Source organism: Flavobacterium rivuli WB 3.3-2 = DSM 21788, assembly GCF_000378485.1.
In the GTDB taxonomy this organism is placed as follows: Bacteria; Bacteroidota; Bacteroidia; order Flavobacteriales; family Flavobacteriaceae; genus Flavobacterium; species Flavobacterium rivuli.
In genome coordinates, this window is the sequence record NZ_KB899972.1 from 35,276 (window position 1) to 50,947 (window position 15,672).

Annotated in this window: 13 protein-coding genes; 8 read left to right on the top strand and 5 right to left on the bottom strand. The window is 39.3% G+C overall.

Annotated elements, in window-relative coordinates; all coding sequences use genetic code 11:
• Nucleotides 1-664 precede the first annotated feature (664 nt).
• Complete coding sequence (locus tag F565_RS0115060) at nucleotides 665-1,234, bottom strand: Crp/Fnr family transcriptional regulator (RefSeq protein ID WP_020214068.1); 570 nt, start codon at nucleotides 1,232-1,234, stop codon at nucleotides 665-667.
• Nucleotides 1,235-1,369: 135 nt separating this feature from the next.
• Between F565_RS0115060 and F565_RS0115065 the strand changes: the two genes are divergently transcribed.
• Together F565_RS0115065 and F565_RS0115070 are read left to right on the top strand one after the other, a co-directional pair.
• A complete protein-coding gene (locus F565_RS0115065) occupies nucleotides 1,370-1,687 on the top strand; it encodes a hypothetical protein (RefSeq protein ID WP_020214069.1) in 318 nt (105 codons plus the stop codon).
• A 77-nt stretch (nucleotides 1,688-1,764) separates the two neighbouring features.
• The gene (locus tag F565_RS0115070; RefSeq protein WP_020214070.1) at nucleotides 1,765-2,703 is read left to right on the top strand and encodes a ring-cleaving dioxygenase; all 939 of its coding nucleotides are present in this window, start codon (nucleotides 1,765-1,767) and stop codon (nucleotides 2,701-2,703) included.
• Nucleotides 2,704-3,030: 327 nt separating this feature from the next.
• On the opposite strand, the gene F565_RS0115075 is transcribed toward F565_RS0115070, so the two are convergent.
• Nucleotides 3,031-5,661, bottom strand: a complete 2,631-nt coding sequence (locus tag F565_RS0115075; protein WP_020214071.1) for a valine--tRNA ligase — start codon at nucleotides 5,659-5,661, stop codon at nucleotides 3,031-3,033.
• A 159-nt stretch (nucleotides 5,662-5,820) separates the two neighbouring features.
• On the opposite strand from F565_RS0115075, the gene F565_RS0115080 reads away from it, so the two are divergent.
• Both F565_RS0115080 and F565_RS0115085 read left to right on the top strand, forming a co-directional pair.
• A complete protein-coding gene (locus tag F565_RS0115080; protein WP_020214072.1) occupies nucleotides 5,821-6,252 on the top strand; it encodes a DUF1573 domain-containing protein in 432 nt (143 codons plus the stop codon).
• 388 nt (nucleotides 6,253-6,640) lie between these two features.
• Entirely contained in the window at nucleotides 6,641-7,834 is a 1,194-nt protein-coding gene (locus tag F565_RS0115085) for a pyridoxal phosphate-dependent aminotransferase (RefSeq protein WP_020214073.1), read from the top strand.
• Between the two features lie 306 nt (nucleotides 7,835-8,140).
• On the opposite strand, the gene guaB is transcribed toward F565_RS0115085, so the two are convergent.
• A complete protein-coding gene (gene guaB, locus F565_RS0115090; RefSeq protein WP_020214074.1) occupies nucleotides 8,141-9,613 on the bottom strand; it encodes an IMP dehydrogenase in 1,473 nt (490 codons plus the stop codon).
• Between the two features lie 116 nt (nucleotides 9,614-9,729).
• Here guaB and F565_RS0115095 point away from each other — a divergent pair, with 116 nt between their 5' ends.
• Entirely contained in the window at nucleotides 9,730-10,605 is an 876-nt protein-coding gene (locus F565_RS0115095) for a hypothetical protein (RefSeq protein WP_020214075.1), read from the top strand.
• A gap of 8 nt (nucleotides 10,606-10,613) precedes the next feature.
• Here F565_RS0115095 and F565_RS0115100 read toward each other — a convergent pair whose 3' ends face one another.
• Both F565_RS0115100 and F565_RS0115105 read right to left on the bottom strand, forming a co-directional pair.
• A complete protein-coding gene (locus F565_RS0115100) occupies nucleotides 10,614-11,474 on the bottom strand; it encodes a hydroxymethylglutaryl-CoA lyase (protein ID WP_020214076.1) in 861 nt (286 codons plus the stop codon).
• Between the two features lie 27 nt (nucleotides 11,475-11,501).
• Nucleotides 11,502-12,530: a quinone-dependent dihydroorotate dehydrogenase gene (locus tag F565_RS0115105; protein WP_020214077.1), complete on the bottom strand. Its 1,029-nt coding sequence runs from the start codon at nucleotides 12,528-12,530 to the stop codon at nucleotides 11,502-11,504.
• 354 nt (nucleotides 12,531-12,884) lie between these two features.
• On the opposite strand from F565_RS0115105, the gene F565_RS0115110 reads away from it, so the two are divergent.
• From F565_RS0115110 to F565_RS0115120, 3 genes are read left to right on the top strand one after another with little or no spacing between them, the layout of a single operon-like run.
• A complete protein-coding gene (locus tag F565_RS0115110) occupies nucleotides 12,885-14,009 on the top strand; it encodes a zinc ribbon domain-containing protein (protein WP_020214078.1) in 1,125 nt (374 codons plus the stop codon).
• 4 nt (nucleotides 14,010-14,013) lie between these two features.
• Nucleotides 14,014-15,327, top strand: a complete 1,314-nt coding sequence (locus F565_RS21745) for an SPFH domain-containing protein (protein WP_020214079.1) — start codon at nucleotides 14,014-14,016, stop codon at nucleotides 15,325-15,327.
• Nucleotides 15,328-15,669, top strand: coding sequence for a hypothetical protein (locus tag F565_RS0115120; protein ID WP_020214080.1), 342 nt, complete (start codon nucleotides 15,328-15,330; stop codon nucleotides 15,667-15,669). It begins immediately after the preceding gene.
• Nucleotides 15,670-15,672 lie beyond the last annotated feature (3 nt).

Sequence of the window (15,672 nt, forward strand, 5' to 3'; positions counted from 1 at the left end):
CTGATACAAAGTTGCAATAGGAAGCCTTTTCGATCCATTGATAAAACGCAGAAAAAAACATTGACATTTGTCAAGGAAAATTAATATAACCTCAATTAATCAATTAGTTGATAGTAATATAAGTTATGCATACTCCAATATAAAATCTATCGTTTGTCCGTATCTTTGATTTATAATTCTCTTCTTTTGTCTTGAAACAAAAGAAGCAAAAATTAAAGGCTCTAATAACATTTATAAATATATATTAGCCTGATTTTTTCTGCCATTTTATTTCACTCAAAGTCGCCAAGACGCAAAGCTGTATACTAAATTAGGTTTCGATACAGCGACTGGTAAGTCGCAAAGCTTTGCGACTTACCAGTCGCTTGGCAGGTAGGTCTGCGTAACCCAGCTTTGCGTCTTGGCGACTTTGCGTGACAAATTATTTAGACTGGATTATATTAATAATTGGTATAACTTCTTATGCTACAAACTATAAGCTTCGGCTAAACATTTGAACCCGCTGCGCTCAACAGCAAATGATTGTTAACGTCTTAACTTATAATTTGCTTGACGCAACGAAGTTTAAGACCTTTAGCTTCACTCAGAGTCACAACTCATAAGTTAAAAAAATTTAAATATTTGAAAAAACAGTAAAATGCTTAAATAGCAAAACAAGATAGAATCACTTTTTAGTACGCACCCTGCTTAGCGTTTCGGGCTTAAGGCCCAGATACGAGGCTATCATGTGTTGGGGCACACGGTTTATCAGTGTGGGGTGAGTTTTTAAAAACTCATGGTATTTTTCTTCAGCAGTAAAACTAATATCGGCATGTATGCGGTTTTGTGCAGCCACAAAAGTGCGCTCCAAAAGCATACGGGCAAAAGTATTCAGCGCAGGTATGGTTTCGAGCAGCATATCATAATCTGCTTTGGTAATCAAAACAATTTCGCTCTCTTCTATAGCATCTATATTGCATCGTGCAGGGGTTTCGCTAAGGTAACTGTAACGGTCGCCCGCCCACCAATTCTCCGACGAGAATTGTATAATATGCTCAAGGCCCTTATCATCTACCCTATAAGTGCGCACCAGGCCTTTTTGTACAAAGGCATTAAACCGCCACACATCGCCTTCCTGAAGCAAATACTGGCGTTTGCGCAATTTCTTTAAATGGCAAACCGATTGTATAAGGGTTACCTGCTCATCGGTAAGGATAAATTTGCTTTTAAGGTAGTTTATAAAGACATCAAACATAAGGTAAAGATAGCATAATGGTTGTGCCAAAAAAAATGCCCGATACAGTTTTTCTTGTTATAGTTCAATGTTTAGGTCGTGGTAATGTATCAACTTTGCATTGTAATAATTTATAAACCACTAAACTAATTACTAATGTCACAAAAAACCAACATACTTTACATAGGCCGCAATGCCGAGATAACCACTGTTGTAGTACGCCTTCTTAACAATAACGAAGACTGGTTTGGCATGGGCACTACACTGGATAATGAAGCTCAGAAACTTTTCATGCAACACCCGTTTGATATTGTGCTTTTGGGCAACGGTATTACCAAAGACGAAGACCTGCAGTTAAGGGCATTTTTCACAAAACAAAACCCTGCCATAAAAATTGTGCAACATTACGGTGGTGGCAGCGGATTATTAAAAAGCGAAATACTTATAGCTTTAGGAAACCTGAACAATTTGTAGTTCTTGTCTTAGTTCAATGTTTTAAAAATTACTACGCTATACCTTTACACTATCAAAATAATTAAACATCAACCATCATGGAAAATACAATTTTAGGCATACACCACATAACTGCAATTGCAGGCGATGCCAAACGCAACTTTAATTTTTATTCTAAAATACTTGGACTTCGATTCATAAAAAAAACGGTAAATTTTGACGATCCCGGAACCTACCACTTTTACTTTGGCGACGAGGTGGGCAGCGCCGGAACCATACTTACATTTTTTCCGTGGGGAAGCGGTATACCGCAGGGCCACAGAGGATCTGGCATGGCTACAGAGATAGGTTATTCTGTACCAAAAGGCAGCCTTGAATTTTGGGTAGAGCGCTTTGAAAAATACAATGTTATATACAACAAGCCGGCAGTAAAATTTGGCGAGCGCTACCTTACATTTGTCGACCCTGACGGGCTTAAACTGGAGCTAATAGAATCTGCCACAGAAGATACCCGCACAGCATGGGAAACCAATGAGGTTAAAGCCAATGTTGCTACAAGAGGCTTTCATAATGTAACTATTACGCTAAACAACATTGCGGGAACTGCATCTGTACTTACCGATATTTTTGGGTACAAACTGGTATCTAAAGAAAGTAACCGCTATCGTTTTGCTATTGATACTGTAGCCAATGCAGCACTTGTAGACCTGGTAGAGCTTGAACATGAAAAACTGGGCCATGTGGCCAATGGTACTGTGCACCACGTTGCCTTCAGGGTTAAAAACGATGAGATATTGATGCACTTCCGCCAAAAAGTTGTAGATGCAGGACTTAGCATTACCCCGCAAATAGACCGTAACTACTTCCATAGCCTGTACTTTAGGGAACCGGGAGGGGTATTGTTTGAAATTGCGACAGATAACCCCGGCTTCCTGATAGATGAGCCGCTTGAAACACTGGGTACCACACTGCAATTACCGGCTAAATACGAAAGCCGCCGCGAAGATATTACCGCACACTTGGTGCAGCTTGATTAATTAGATTGTTATGAAAAAGAGCCGCCGGAGAAATAATTTTCCGGCGGTTTTTTTATGGTTTTAAGTTACCCCCCAACCCGTCTCAAGATAACCATTACAAATTTTACAACATAGACACATAGATTTTTAGGCTTTTTTAAAGTACATATAGTTGAAGCTCCGCTTCAACATACCTTCTATGTGAAAAATTTATTTCTATATACCCTTCAGCTCAATACAAGCCTGTGTATCTATGTGTTAAAATTATTTCTTTTAGCTATCTGAGCGTTAAGGTTAAAAAAAACGGCTGCAAATTGCAGCCGCTCTCATATAATTACAAAACAAATCTTACTTTAATCCCGCAAGGCTTTGCTCTAATGTTGCAATCTTAGCAAGGGCATCAGCTTCTTTTTGCCTTTCTATAGTCAGTACTTTTTCGGGGGCATTGTTCACAAATTTTTCATTGCTCAGTTTTGCCTGTACCGATTTCAGGAAGCCCTGGTTGTATACTAATTCTGCTTCAAGCTTGGCAACTTCTTCCTCAATATTTACTGCACCGGTTACCGGAACGAAATATTCGTTAGAACGTGCCCTAAAGGTTAACGCGCCGCTTACTTTATCTGTTACATACTCTAACCCAGAAAGATTACCCAGTTTAAGAATAATGCTGTCAAAATAATCAGACGCATTATCGTTATTAATAGCCTTAAGCTCTATGGCATCTTTAAACGGAATATTCTTGTCTTTACGGATGGTACGGATACCTGATATAACCTCAGATGCCAGTTCGAAATCGGCAAGGACTTGCTCATTAACCGGTTTTGCTTCCGGCCAAGTCGAGATAATTAATGCTTCTTCAGTAGTCCTTTCAGCAATCAGTTGCCAGATCTCTTCTGTAAGGAATGGCATAAACGGGTGAAGTAGTTTCAGGTTGCTTTCCAACATTTGTATAGCTTTTGCAAACGTAGCGCTGTCAATTGGCTGTTGGTAAGCCGGTTTAATCATCTCAAGGAACCAAGAGCAGAAATCATCCCACACCAGTTTATAAATAGCCATAAGGGCATCGCTAATCCTATATTTTTCAAAATGGTCTTCAATCTCGGCAAGTGTTTTGTTCACTTTAGCCTCATACCACTCTATAGCTTTTACAGCATAATCGGGCTGTGCAATATCGCTTACCTCCCACCCTTTTATAAGGCGACAAGCATTCCATATCTTATTTGTAAACGCCTTGCCCTGGTTGCATAGCTCTTCGTCAAACATGATATCGTTACCTGCCGAAGCACTTAACAATAAGCCTACACGCACGCCATCGGCACCAAATTTTTCGATAAGGTCTAACGGGTCGGGCGAGTTACCTAATGACTTGCTCATTTTCCTGCGTTGCTTATCGCGAACAAGGCCTGTTAAGTACACATTGGTAAACGGTTTTTTACCTGCATATTCATAACCTGCAACAATCATTCTTGCCACCCAGAAGAAAAGGATATCCGGACCGGTAACAAGGTCGTTAGTAGGGTAATAATACTTAAAATCTTCGTTATCAGGATTTGTAATTCCGCCAAAAACAGCCATAGGCCATAACCATGACGAGAACCATGTATCAAGCGCATCGGGGTCCTGTTTAAGGTCGGCTACCGTAAGGTTTTCATTCCCTGTGCGTTCTTTGGCAAGGGCTAAAGCAGCATCGGGAGTTTCGGCAACTACAAAATCTTCTTTACCATCACCAAAATAGTAAGCCGGTATCTGCTGCCCCCACCATAGCTGGCGTGAAATGTTCCAGTCGCGGATGTTTTCCATCCAGTGGCGGTAGGTATTATCAAAACGCTTAGGGTATAGTTTAACTTCTTCTGTCTCTAAAACAGCTTTAATGGCAGGCTTTGCAAGGCCTTCCATTTTAAGGAACCACTGATCAGAAAGGCGTGGCTCTATAACAGCCTTAGTCCTTTCAGAGGTACCTACTTTATTAATGTGTGTTTCAATTTTATCAAGGTTGCCAATAGCCTCAAGTTCTACAGCAATTTCGTCGCGAACCGCAAAACGGTCTTTGCCTTCATACTGTAAACCAAAACTATTAAGCGTAGCATCTTCGTTAAAAATATCGATGATCTCAAGGTTGTGCTTTTCGCCAAGTGCCTTATCGTTAACATCGTGAGCAGGTGTAACCTTAAGTGCACCCGTACCAAATTCCATGTCTACATATTCATCAAAAATGATTGGTATAACACGGTTGGCAATAGGCACAATGGCATTTTTGCCACGCAGGTGGGTATAGCGCTCATCGTTAGGGTTAATACATATAGCGGTATCACCCAGTATAGTTTCGGGGCGTGTGGTAGCTACCACGATAAAATCTTCGGTGCCTTCTATTCTATATTTAAGGTGGTACAGTTTACCTTGCCTTTCTTCATAAATAACCTCTTCATCAGATAATGTAGTCTTTGCTTCCGGATCCCAGTTAACCATCCTGAACCCACGGTATATAAGCCCTTTGTTATACAAATCTACAAACGAACGTATTACAGATGCGCTCATATCCGGGTCCATAGTAAACTTGGTACGTTCCCAGTCGCACGAGGCGCCCAGTTTTTTAAGCTGGTCTAAAATTACACCACCATATTTATCTGTCCACTCCCATGCGTGTTTTAAAAACTCCTCACGGCTAAGGTCGGCTTTGTTAATACCTTCAGCCTTAAGCTTGGCAACCACCTTTGCTTCGGTAGCAATAGAGGCATGATCTGTTCCCGGCACCCAGCAGGCATTAAAGCCTTTAAGGCGCGCACGGCGAATTAAAACATCCTGTATGGTATTGTTAAGCATGTGCCCCATGTGCAGCACCCCGGTTACATTAGGCGGGGGTATTACAATAGTATATGGTGTGCGGTGGTCTGGCTCTGAGTGGAAATAATTGTTTTTCATCCAGTACTCATACCACTTGCTCTCTACGGCTTTGGCATCAAATTGCGAAGGGATCGTCATAACGTTATAGTGTTCTAAATTTTTACCAAAATAATTGGTTCGATTTTTGTAAAATGTATGCAAAAGTAACCATATAAGTACAATTTAAAAAAAACACGTACCAATATTTGTACTTTAATTTAAACTGTTTACATTTACTAACATCAAAATGATTTTACAATGAAAAGAATTTTATTTTTAATTGCTTTTATTGCTACAAGTGTAACGGCATCTTATGCGCAAAAAGGCCCTAAGATAGAGTTTAAAAGCGATACCGTTGATTATGGAACTACTACTAAAGAAAATGATAACGGTGTAAGAACTTTTGAGTTTACCAATACCGGAGATGCGCCACTTATTGTAACCGATGTAAAATCTACCTGTGGCTGTACCGTACCTACAAAACCTAAAGACCCTATTGCCCCGGGACAAACCGGAAAGATAGATGTAAAATATAACATGAACCCCGGCCCTATACGTAAAACTATTACCGTGCAAAGCAATGCAGTAAATGTACCCGGCGGTACTGTTGCCCTAAAGCTTAAAGGCGAAGTGGTAAAAAAAGAAGACGTAAACATTTTACAGAAAAAGAAAACAGGCCCTGCCCAGTAAAAAATATAATTTAACAATGAAGCCCTGCAATTTTGCGGGGCTTTTTTTGTGGGTCCTCTCCCCAACCCTCTCCGAAGGAGAGGGGGAAGCTACACTCGACAATATAGATGACTCTAACATTAGGCATCTTAAAAAACACGTTTAAAGAACCAAACTGTTCCCGTTTCAGGCTCCCCTCTCCTTCGGAGAGGGGTTGGGGGTGAGGACTAATTGCACAAATTCTCCAATATCCATTTAATAATAATATTACATACCATTTTTAATTTGTGAAATTTGTGAAATTCGTGGCTAACTTCTTAAACCATTAGTGTTAATTCGTGCCATTTGAGGCATAGATATTTCAAAAAATATCGCAAATTTGCGCTTCCTAACAAATATATAAACTACAATGCCGCAAGTATCAAAAAAAGGCCAGCAAATGCCGGAATCGCCCATTAGGAAACTTGTTCCTTATGCAGAGATAGCTAAAAAGAAAGGCCACAAGGTATACCACCTTAACATAGGCCAGCCCGATATAAAAACTCCCGAAGTGGCGCTGGAAGCCATTAAGAACAACGATATTAAAATACTTGAATACAGTCACTCGGCTGGTTTTGAGAGCTATAGGGTAAAACTTGCTGCTTCTTACCAAAAAGCAGGTGTAGATGTATATACCGAAAATATTATTATTACCACAGGCGGGTCTGAAGCGTTGCTTTTTGCTTTAGGCAGCACCCTTGATGCAGGCGATGAAATTATTATCCCGGAGCCATTTTATGCTAATTACAATGGCTTCTCGGTAGCATCTGGTGTTACGGTAGTACCTGTAATCTCTACAATAGATGAAGGTTTTGCCCTTCCCCCTATTGCTGATTTTGAAAAGCACATTACCCCACGCACCAAAGCGATCTTGATATGCAACCCCGGTAACCCTACAGGTTACCTTTACACTCAGGACGAAATTCAGCAGCTTGCCGACCTGGTTAAAAAACACGACCTGTTCCTTATTGCCGATGAAGTATACCGCGAGTTTACTTATGATGGCGACAAGCACTACAGCGTTATGAATGTACCGGGCATAGAGCAAAATGCTATTATGATCGATTCGGTTTCTAAACGTTACAGTATGTGTGGCGCAAGGATAGGCTGTATCGTGTCTAAAAATAAAGAAGTAATGGCTACGGCCATGAAGTTTGCACAGGCACGCCTTAGCCCCCCTACGTTTGAGCAAATTGCCAGTGAAGCTGCCCTTGATACCCCGCAAAGTTATTTTGACGAAGTTATAAACGAATATCGCGAGCGCAGGGATACCCTTGTAAGCGAGCTTCAAAAAATTGAAGGTGTAAAAGTAGCTACGCCAAAAGGTGCGTTTTACTGTATAGTGCGCCTGCCTATAGACAATGCTGATGCTTTTGCACAATGGCTCCTTGAAAGCTATGACAACAATGGCGAAACCGTTATGGTTGCACCTGCCGCAGGATTTTATTCTACACCGGGTGTGGGCCTTGATGAAATAAGGATTGCATACGTTCTTAAAAAAGAAGACCTTGTACGCTCTGTAGCTATCTTAAAAGATGCTTTAGCGGTTTACAACAGCAAATAATATTTATAAAATATTTTTAGCCACGAATTACACAAATCCTTACTATTCAGACTGGTGAGATTAAGGTAATTCGTGGCTTCTTTTATAATCCAATTTTTTTTGTTATGCATAGACGCGAGACAGAAAGTTGATGCACTTAAACTTGCTTGGGTGCATAAGCAAATCCATACCTGCTCTTTACGTCTCTGCTCTTTTGCGTGACCTTATTTTCTAAATGTCAATAAATCCTATCATCTGATACTAAATATAAAAACCCGGTCAAATATAAATCTGACTGGGTTTTAGTATTTTAACATCTTTTAAAGATTACCTTGAATAGTTAGGTGCCTCTTTAGTTATAGTAACGTCGTGCGGGTGGCTTTCGGCAATACCGCTTGATGTTAAACGTATAAATCGTGATGTTTTTTGTAACGTCTCAATATCTTTAGCACCGCAATATCCCATTCCTGCACGTAGTCCGCCTACAAACTGAAGCATGCTTTCGAACAACTCGCCTTTGTAAGGAACGCGGCCTACAATACCTTCGGGAACCAGTTTTTTAACGTCGTCTTCCACATCCTGGAAGTAACGGTCTTTACTGCCTTCCTGCATAGCCTCTACAGAGCCCATACCACGGTATGATTTAAACTTCCTGCCTTCAAAAATTATAGTCTCACCCGGAGATTCCATTGTACCTGCAAGCAATGAGCCAAGCATAACGCAACCGGCACCTGCAGCAAGCGCTTTAGGAATATCGCCAGTGTAACGAATACCACCATCGGCAATAACAGGAACGCCTGTACCCTCAAGGGCAGCAGCAACTTCAAGTACTGCACTAAATTGTGGGAAACCAACACCTGCTACAACACGAGTAGTACATATAGAGCCCGGGCCAATACCCACTTTTACAGCATCGGCACCATTTTCGGCAAGGTAAAGTGCAGCTTCGGGGGTTGCAATGTTACCTACTACAACATCAAGCTCAGGGAATTTTGCTTTAACCTCCTTTAATACTTTTACCACACCGGCAGTATGGCCATGTGCAGTATCTATAATAACGGCATCTACACCGGCATTAACAAGAGCTTCGGCACGGTCTACAGCATCGGCAGTAACACCAAGGGCAGCAGCAACGCGCAGCCTGCCAAATTTATCTTTATTAGCCTGTGGCTTTTGTGTAACTTTAGTAATATCCCTAAAAGTAATAAGGCCTACCAGTTTATAGTCGGCATTAACTACAGGTAGTTTTTCAATTTTATTTTTTTGAAGTATCCCTTCAGCTACAGCAAGAGTAGTACCTTCGCCGGCTGTAACAAGATTTTCGGTAGTCATTACTTCCAGTATAGAACGGGAAGCGTTTTTCTCAAACCTAAGGTCGCGGTTGGTAACAATACCTTTAAGGGTACCGTTCTCATCTACTACAGGAATACCACCTATGCCAAACTCGCGCATGGCATTTTTAGCATCGGCAACAGTAGCAGTAAGAGGTAGTGTAACAGGATCTATTATCATTCCGCTCTCTGCCCTTTTAACTTTGCGTACTTCGGCAGCCTGCCTTTCTATGCTCATATTTTTGTGCAGAACGCCAATACCACCTTCGCGGGCCATAGCAATTGCCATAGCGCTTTCGGTTACGGTATCCATTGCTGCAGATACTACAGGGACGTTAAGAGTAATGTTTCGGGAAAATTTTGACTTTATACTTACTTCGCGCGGTAAAACTTCTGAGTAGTTAGGAACAAGTAGAACATCATCGTAAGTAAGGCCTTCACCGATGATTTTAGCTGTGTGTGCTTTCATGTTGCAATTTGTAGTTAAATTGCATGCAAATATACATCATTCTAACCGAAATTTATAAGTGATCGATAGATATTTATTATCATTGCAATAATTTTACTTTATACTATTAAACAATAATGACATCGAAGGAACGGCTAAGCAAAATATTTTTACCCTTTATTATAATTACCGCGATTTCATTAATTTCTTTTAGTATCATTTATTATAGATATGTTGTTGCTCAAGAACCGGATATAGACCGTGGTTTTGCTAATTTAGGATTACCTGCATTATATTTAATCCCGTTTCAGATTGTCTTATTGGTATGGTTTGCTAAAAATTTTCGGGCACCAAAAAGAGGGCTTTTAAGTTTTTTCTTTCTTATATATTCATTCTCTATATTTCCTGTAATTACAGTCTTACCTATAATTAGAAAAATATCGATGCCTATTGTCAGCGTTAAAAATGTTTATAGCATTGAAGATACCAATGTACATTTTTATAAAATTCTTGATTTTTATATTGACACCACAAAAATTGGAGAGACATATACGTTTACTGCAGAAAGCAGACGTCACGGCAAAGAATATTATGCCATGAATGTAGGGTTTGCAGCTCTAATAAAGCAGAAAAATGCTAATGGAAGCAAGTACACGTATTGGTGCTATGAACAATATAATAAAAATACAGACAGCAGAAATGTAGCTCCAGATTTTCTTGAGGTTTACAAGCAGCAATGCAGAGTTGATTATATTAGGTATACAAAGACTGAAAACATTAAATATTTTGAGAAAATACCTGAAAGGTGGATAAATGGCACTACCCTCGAAGCTATTAATGATAGTTCTAATAGGAGTAATAAACCCATAATTGTTCTTATACCACACAATGAAACCATAGGTAAAGAAAACCTGAAACAAACATTTTATTTTATAGCAGCTTTGCTGGCACAAATAGGATTTTGGCTTTTAGTTACTTTTAAATCCCTACCTAAAACCCCTCAAAAAACATAGTTTCAAAATCAATGAAACTCCCTAAACAACTTCGTAGCCTCATTGTAGGCGCTCTCAAAACTAAGGGAATTTAATCCGCTATCTGCTTTTGCAGTAGTAAAATATGATAGCATTTTTTCGGTTGGCATATTACCGGTAAGTTCATCGGTAGCCATCGGGCATCCGCCAAACCCCTGAATGGCCCCATCAAAACGGGTACAGCCTGCTTTGTAAGCTGCATCTATTTTTTCAAACCACTTAGCAGGCGTGGTATGCAGGTGTGCACCAAACTCAATTTCGGGGTATTGCGGAATAAGGTTAGAGAACAGGTATGATATAACATCGGGGGTAGAACTCCCCACAGTATCAGACAATGAAACAATCTTAACGCCCATTTCTGCAAGCCTGTTGGTCCACTCCCCTACAATGGTAACATTCCATGGGTCACCATACGGGTTGCCAAACCCCATAGAAAGGTATGCTAAAACCTCTTTACCGGCATTGTGGGCAATGTTTAAAATTTCCTGTAACGTAATTACCGATTGTGCAATGGTTTTGTGGGTATTGCGCATCTGAAAATTTTCTGATATAGAAAACGGATAGCCTAAATACTGGATTTGCTCATGCTGAACAGCAGCTTCCGCACCTTGTGTATTTGCAATAATAGTCAGCAGTTTGCTCTTGGTAGCAGACAAATCTAACCCTGCAAGAACAGCAGCACTGTCCTGCATTTGCGGTATAGCCTTTGCCGATACAAAACTGCCTACATCAATAGTATCATACCCTACACGCAGCAAACTCTGTATGTAAGTAATTTTACGTTCTGTAGGTATAAAAACTTTAATGCCCTGCATGGCATCGCGTGGGCATTCTATTATTTTTACTTTCATTTGCTTAGGTACTTAGAATCTTAGTCACTAAGAACCTAAGATCCTTTTATTAATTTCCTTAATAAGTGCCGGGCCTTCATAAATAAAGCCGGTATATAACTGTATAAGGCTTGCGCCGGCCTCCAGCTTTTCTATAGCATCATCGGCACTGTGTATCCCTCCCACCCCTATAATTGGGAATGCTTTGTTACTTTTTTCGGACAGGAACCTTATAACCTCTGTAGATCGTTTAGCAAGTGGTTTACCGCTAAGGCCACCTACTTCGTCCTTATCTTCAGATAGTAATCCCTCTCTCGATATAGTAGTGTTTGTAGCTATAACACCGGCAATACCTGTAGTTTTTACAATATCAATAATATCGAGCAACTGGCTGTCGGTAAGGTCTGGTGCAATTTTAAGCAGTATTGGTTTTTGTTTTGGCCTGGCTGCGTTTTTATCCTGAAGCGTTTGCAGCAGTTTAGTAAGCGGTTCCTTATCCTGTAATTCGCGCAGGTTAGGAGTATTGGGCGAACTAACATTTACCACAAAATAATCTACATAATCATATAAGGCATCAAAGCAAATTTCGTAGTCACTTACAGCATCTTCATTTGGCGTTAGCTTATTTTTACCAATGTTACCGCCTATAAGCACATGGCCTTTACCTTTTGGGTTTTGCTTAAGCCTCTCGGCAGCAGCCAAAACACCTCCATTATTAAAGCCCATACGGTTTATTATGGCACTGTCTTTACGCAGCCTGAAAAGCCTTTTTTTTGGGTTGCCGTCCTGCGGTTTTGGTGTTAATGTGCCTATCTCTACAAACCCAAACCCAAGGTTGCCAAGTTGTTTATACAGTTTAGCATCTTTATCGAGCCCGGCAGCAAGACCAACAGGATTTTTAAACTTTAGCCCAAATACTTCACGCTCTAAACGGGCATCTTCTACATCATATAATGACCTGAAAACCGACGGTAAACCCGGTATGGCATTTAAAAAACTGATGGATGAAAAGGTAAAATGGTGTACCTTTTCAGGATCGAAACGAAAGAGCAGTGGACGAATGAGCGATTTATACATAGTTAGTTGTGTTGTTATGCAAAAATATAATTATTATGCTGTATAAATAAATGTTTGCACTATAAATCTTATTATTCGCAAAAATGACAAAACAATACGTTATAAATATATCCTGACAACAACTGTATAGCTAATATTATGATAATATTATTTGATACTATGGCATCAAATTGTAACTTTAATAAACTATAATACAGCACAGTACCCTTAATCAAAATATAGTTTTTATTGCTGTTTAACAGTATTAATTCATAATCTATAATAAGTTACAATTGCATTTATGAAAAATATTTGGATATTTAACAGCAATGTGTAAATTTGGCACTTATAGATAATTAAATTAGTACTTAATAAATGAATCAGGACTTAGAAAAACTTGTTGACTATGCACTTTCTGATGGTTACATTAGTGATAAGGAAAAACAGGTACTATTTAAAAAGGCGGAAGCCCAGGGTTTTGATGTTGACGAGCTTGAATTGATATTGGAAGGCAGGCTAAACGAAGCTAAAAAAAGCACAAGGCCTGCAATAAATAAATGCCCTAACTGTGGCGAAACCATAAGCGGAATAAGTAAAGTTTGCCCTTCGTGTGATTACGTCCTGAACTCTGCACCATTAAAGGATGATGAAACGCTAACCGAGAGTTTAAAAAGGCTTGAGGAAAGTATATATGCATTAAAAGCGGTACCTAATCCGGGAGCATCGAGAGTTATAAGTTCGGCTGTATTTACAGTTTGTAGTGCAGGGCTTTACATTATATATGTTAAGCTAATAAAAAAAGAAAATCTGTTTGACAGGTATTCTGGCATTAACAATAAGGCAGAACCACTTATAGATAGGCAGTTATTATCGTTAAAACAAAAATATGGCGAAGATGAAAAAATAAATAAATACCTAATACAGCTGGATGCAGAAAGAAAAGCCATAATTAAAAAAAGGCTTAATGCCGATGCCGTTTCTGCCGTTTTTATATTTGTTATTATTGGTATTGTAATTTACGCATTAACATTATTAAGTTCTATCAAGCCTTCTGTAAAAGTAGAATCTGCCGAGGATAAGACAGAAAGACTGATAAAAGAAAAACATATAAACAGGGCAAAAATTGTGTCAGATTCTATAGAGCCTGGTACTAAAAAAGACGAACTTCAGGCCGAAATCAGAATAATGGAAATTGACAGCCTTACAACAGCAGGCAATTATAGTATGGCGCTATCTCTTGCAAGATTGATTAAAAACAATTATCTGCATGACAATGAGATGGAAAGCAAGATTGATGAAATTATAGAGAAGCAGGTTAATGACCTTATTGAGAAAAAAGAATTTGAAAAGGCTAAAAACCAAGCAGAATTAGCAAGTTATACTAAAAAAGAGTACCTATTAACATCGGTTAAAGTAGCCGAATTTTTACATGAAGATACAAAACCTAAAAAGGCAACAGCTTCTGAAAAAAAAATTAAGCGAAAAAGAAAAATAAAATAAGTGTATGAGCTTACTAAATATATTTAAAAATAACGATGGCGGTTTTATGGATGTTATTCGCTGTGAAGAACAGGAATATCTTGTACATAAATGGACACCCGGGGGGGCATTAGCTAATAGCACTACAAGAGAAAATGCCATACGATATGGCAGCAGGCTGCGGGTAATGCCGGGAGAGGCTGCAATATTTTTATACCCGCAACAGGACGGCACTATGATGGATGTTATAGAGGGCCCTGTAGATCAAACTATTAAAACTGCTAATTTTCCGGTACTATCAAATATTGTGGGGGCTTTTTATGGTGGAGAATCGCCATTTATGGCAGAAGTGTATTTTTTAAACCTGGGACAAAACATCCAGATAAAATTAGGTATACCTTATTTTGATGTATTCGATAACCGTTTCCCAGATCTTGGTGTTCCATGTGCTGTGCGCGGTTCTATTACTTTTAATGTTGTTGATTATACTAACTTTATAAAACTCTATCGCCTCCTTAATTTTGAGTTAGATGAACTTAAAGAAAAAATAAAAGATTTTTATACCCGAAAAATAAAAGCCATAGTACTTAATATTCCGGCAGATACCGGTTTGCCGGTAATGCAACTGGAAAGAAAGCTTGATGATATAAACGAATATGTAACAGGAAAGCTTAAACCGGAACTTGAAACAGATTTTGGAATTAACTTAAAAAGGCTTGACATTAATACAATTGAACTTGATAAAACAAGTTCTGCATACATGCAGCTTAAGGGTGCTACTACAGATCAGCAATCGCGCTTTATAAATGCTAAAACTGATATTGAAGTTACAAATCTTGGCGAAATGGCACGCATACAGCGTAAAGATATGGAGATGGGTGTAGAGGGCAAAAATTTTGCAGTACACCAAATGGATCTTCAGGCAGATATTTTAAAAACAGCTGCCCGGCACCTGGGCGATATGAGCAATGTAAACCTTGGCAACGGTAGCGGTTTTAGCCCTGTTGGCATTATGACCGGTATGGCTGTAGGTGGTGCTATGGGCACTCAAATGGGTGGCATGATGGGTAACCTAACTAACACACCTCCCCCGCCGCCACAGGGAGTACAATGGCATATTGCAATTAATGGGCAACAATCTGGCCCATACACTTTAGCCCAGCTTAAAGAGTATGCACTGCAAGGACAGTTTACAAGAGAGCATTATGTATGGAAAACCGGTATGGCTGCATGGGAGCCTGCTGATATAACAGCAGGATTATCAGATATTTTTGGTAACGTTCCGCCACCCCCACCAGCCGCTCCAGCTTCAAAATCAAAAATTAACCTTGAAAAATAAATGAAGTTTAACCCTGTAACAACCGCTATAGCAATTGCATTAGGTGCACTTATAGCGTATGGCTTTTATAGTTTTAATGATAATGCACTCAAGGTACTTTTAAGCTTGGGCAGTTTTTTAATATTAAGCATTTGTTTAGTTTTTACCATTGGAGGCAGTTATAGTTATTATAGTACTAATGTAAATGTGCGGTCTACGTCATTATTGTTTTTTACTGTAGCCTTTATTTCGCATTTCATTTTTTCTTTTACACAGTTTTCTGCATCTGTATACATAGTTACACACGGCATTTTACTGCTGTTGTATGTACTGGTATTGTATAAATTAACGAGATCAATATAAAGC

What these genes read in the sequence shown, in the direction of transcription:
- F565_RS0115060 (WP_020214068.1), bottom strand. Translation starts at nt 1,234, where the DNA reads ATGTTTGATGTCTTTATAAACTACCTTAAAAGCAAATTTATCCTTACC.
- F565_RS0115065 (WP_020214069.1), top strand. Translation starts at nt 1,370, where the DNA reads ATGTCACAAAAAACCAACATACTTTACATAGGCCGCAATGCCGAGATA.
- F565_RS0115070 (WP_020214070.1), top strand. Translation starts at nt 1,765, where the DNA reads ATGGAAAATACAATTTTAGGCATACACCACATAACTGCAATTGCAGGC.
- F565_RS0115075 (WP_020214071.1), bottom strand. Translation starts at nt 5,661, where the DNA reads ATGACGATCCCTTCGCAATTTGATGCCAAAGCCGTAGAGAGCAAGTGG.
- F565_RS0115080 (WP_020214072.1), top strand. Translation starts at nt 5,821, where the DNA reads ATGAAAAGAATTTTATTTTTAATTGCTTTTATTGCTACAAGTGTAACG.
- F565_RS0115085 (WP_020214073.1), top strand. Translation starts at nt 6,641, where the DNA reads ATGCCGCAAGTATCAAAAAAAGGCCAGCAAATGCCGGAATCGCCCATT.
- guaB (WP_020214074.1), bottom strand. Translation starts at nt 9,613, where the DNA reads ATGAAAGCACACACAGCTAAAATCATCGGTGAAGGCCTTACTTACGAT.
- F565_RS0115095 (WP_020214075.1), top strand. Translation starts at nt 9,730, where the DNA reads ATGACATCGAAGGAACGGCTAAGCAAAATATTTTTACCCTTTATTATA.
- F565_RS0115100 (WP_020214076.1), bottom strand. Translation starts at nt 11,474, where the DNA reads ATGAAAGTAAAAATAATAGAATGCCCACGCGATGCCATGCAGGGCATT.
- F565_RS0115105 (WP_020214077.1), bottom strand. Translation starts at nt 12,530, where the DNA reads ATGTATAAATCGCTCATTCGTCCACTGCTCTTTCGTTTCGATCCTGAA.
- F565_RS0115110 (WP_020214078.1), top strand. Translation starts at nt 12,885, where the DNA reads ATGAATCAGGACTTAGAAAAACTTGTTGACTATGCACTTTCTGATGGT.
- F565_RS21745 (WP_020214079.1), top strand. Translation starts at nt 14,014, where the DNA reads ATGAGCTTACTAAATATATTTAAAAATAACGATGGCGGTTTTATGGAT.
- F565_RS0115120 (WP_020214080.1), top strand. Translation starts at nt 15,328, where the DNA reads ATGAAGTTTAACCCTGTAACAACCGCTATAGCAATTGCATTAGGTGCA.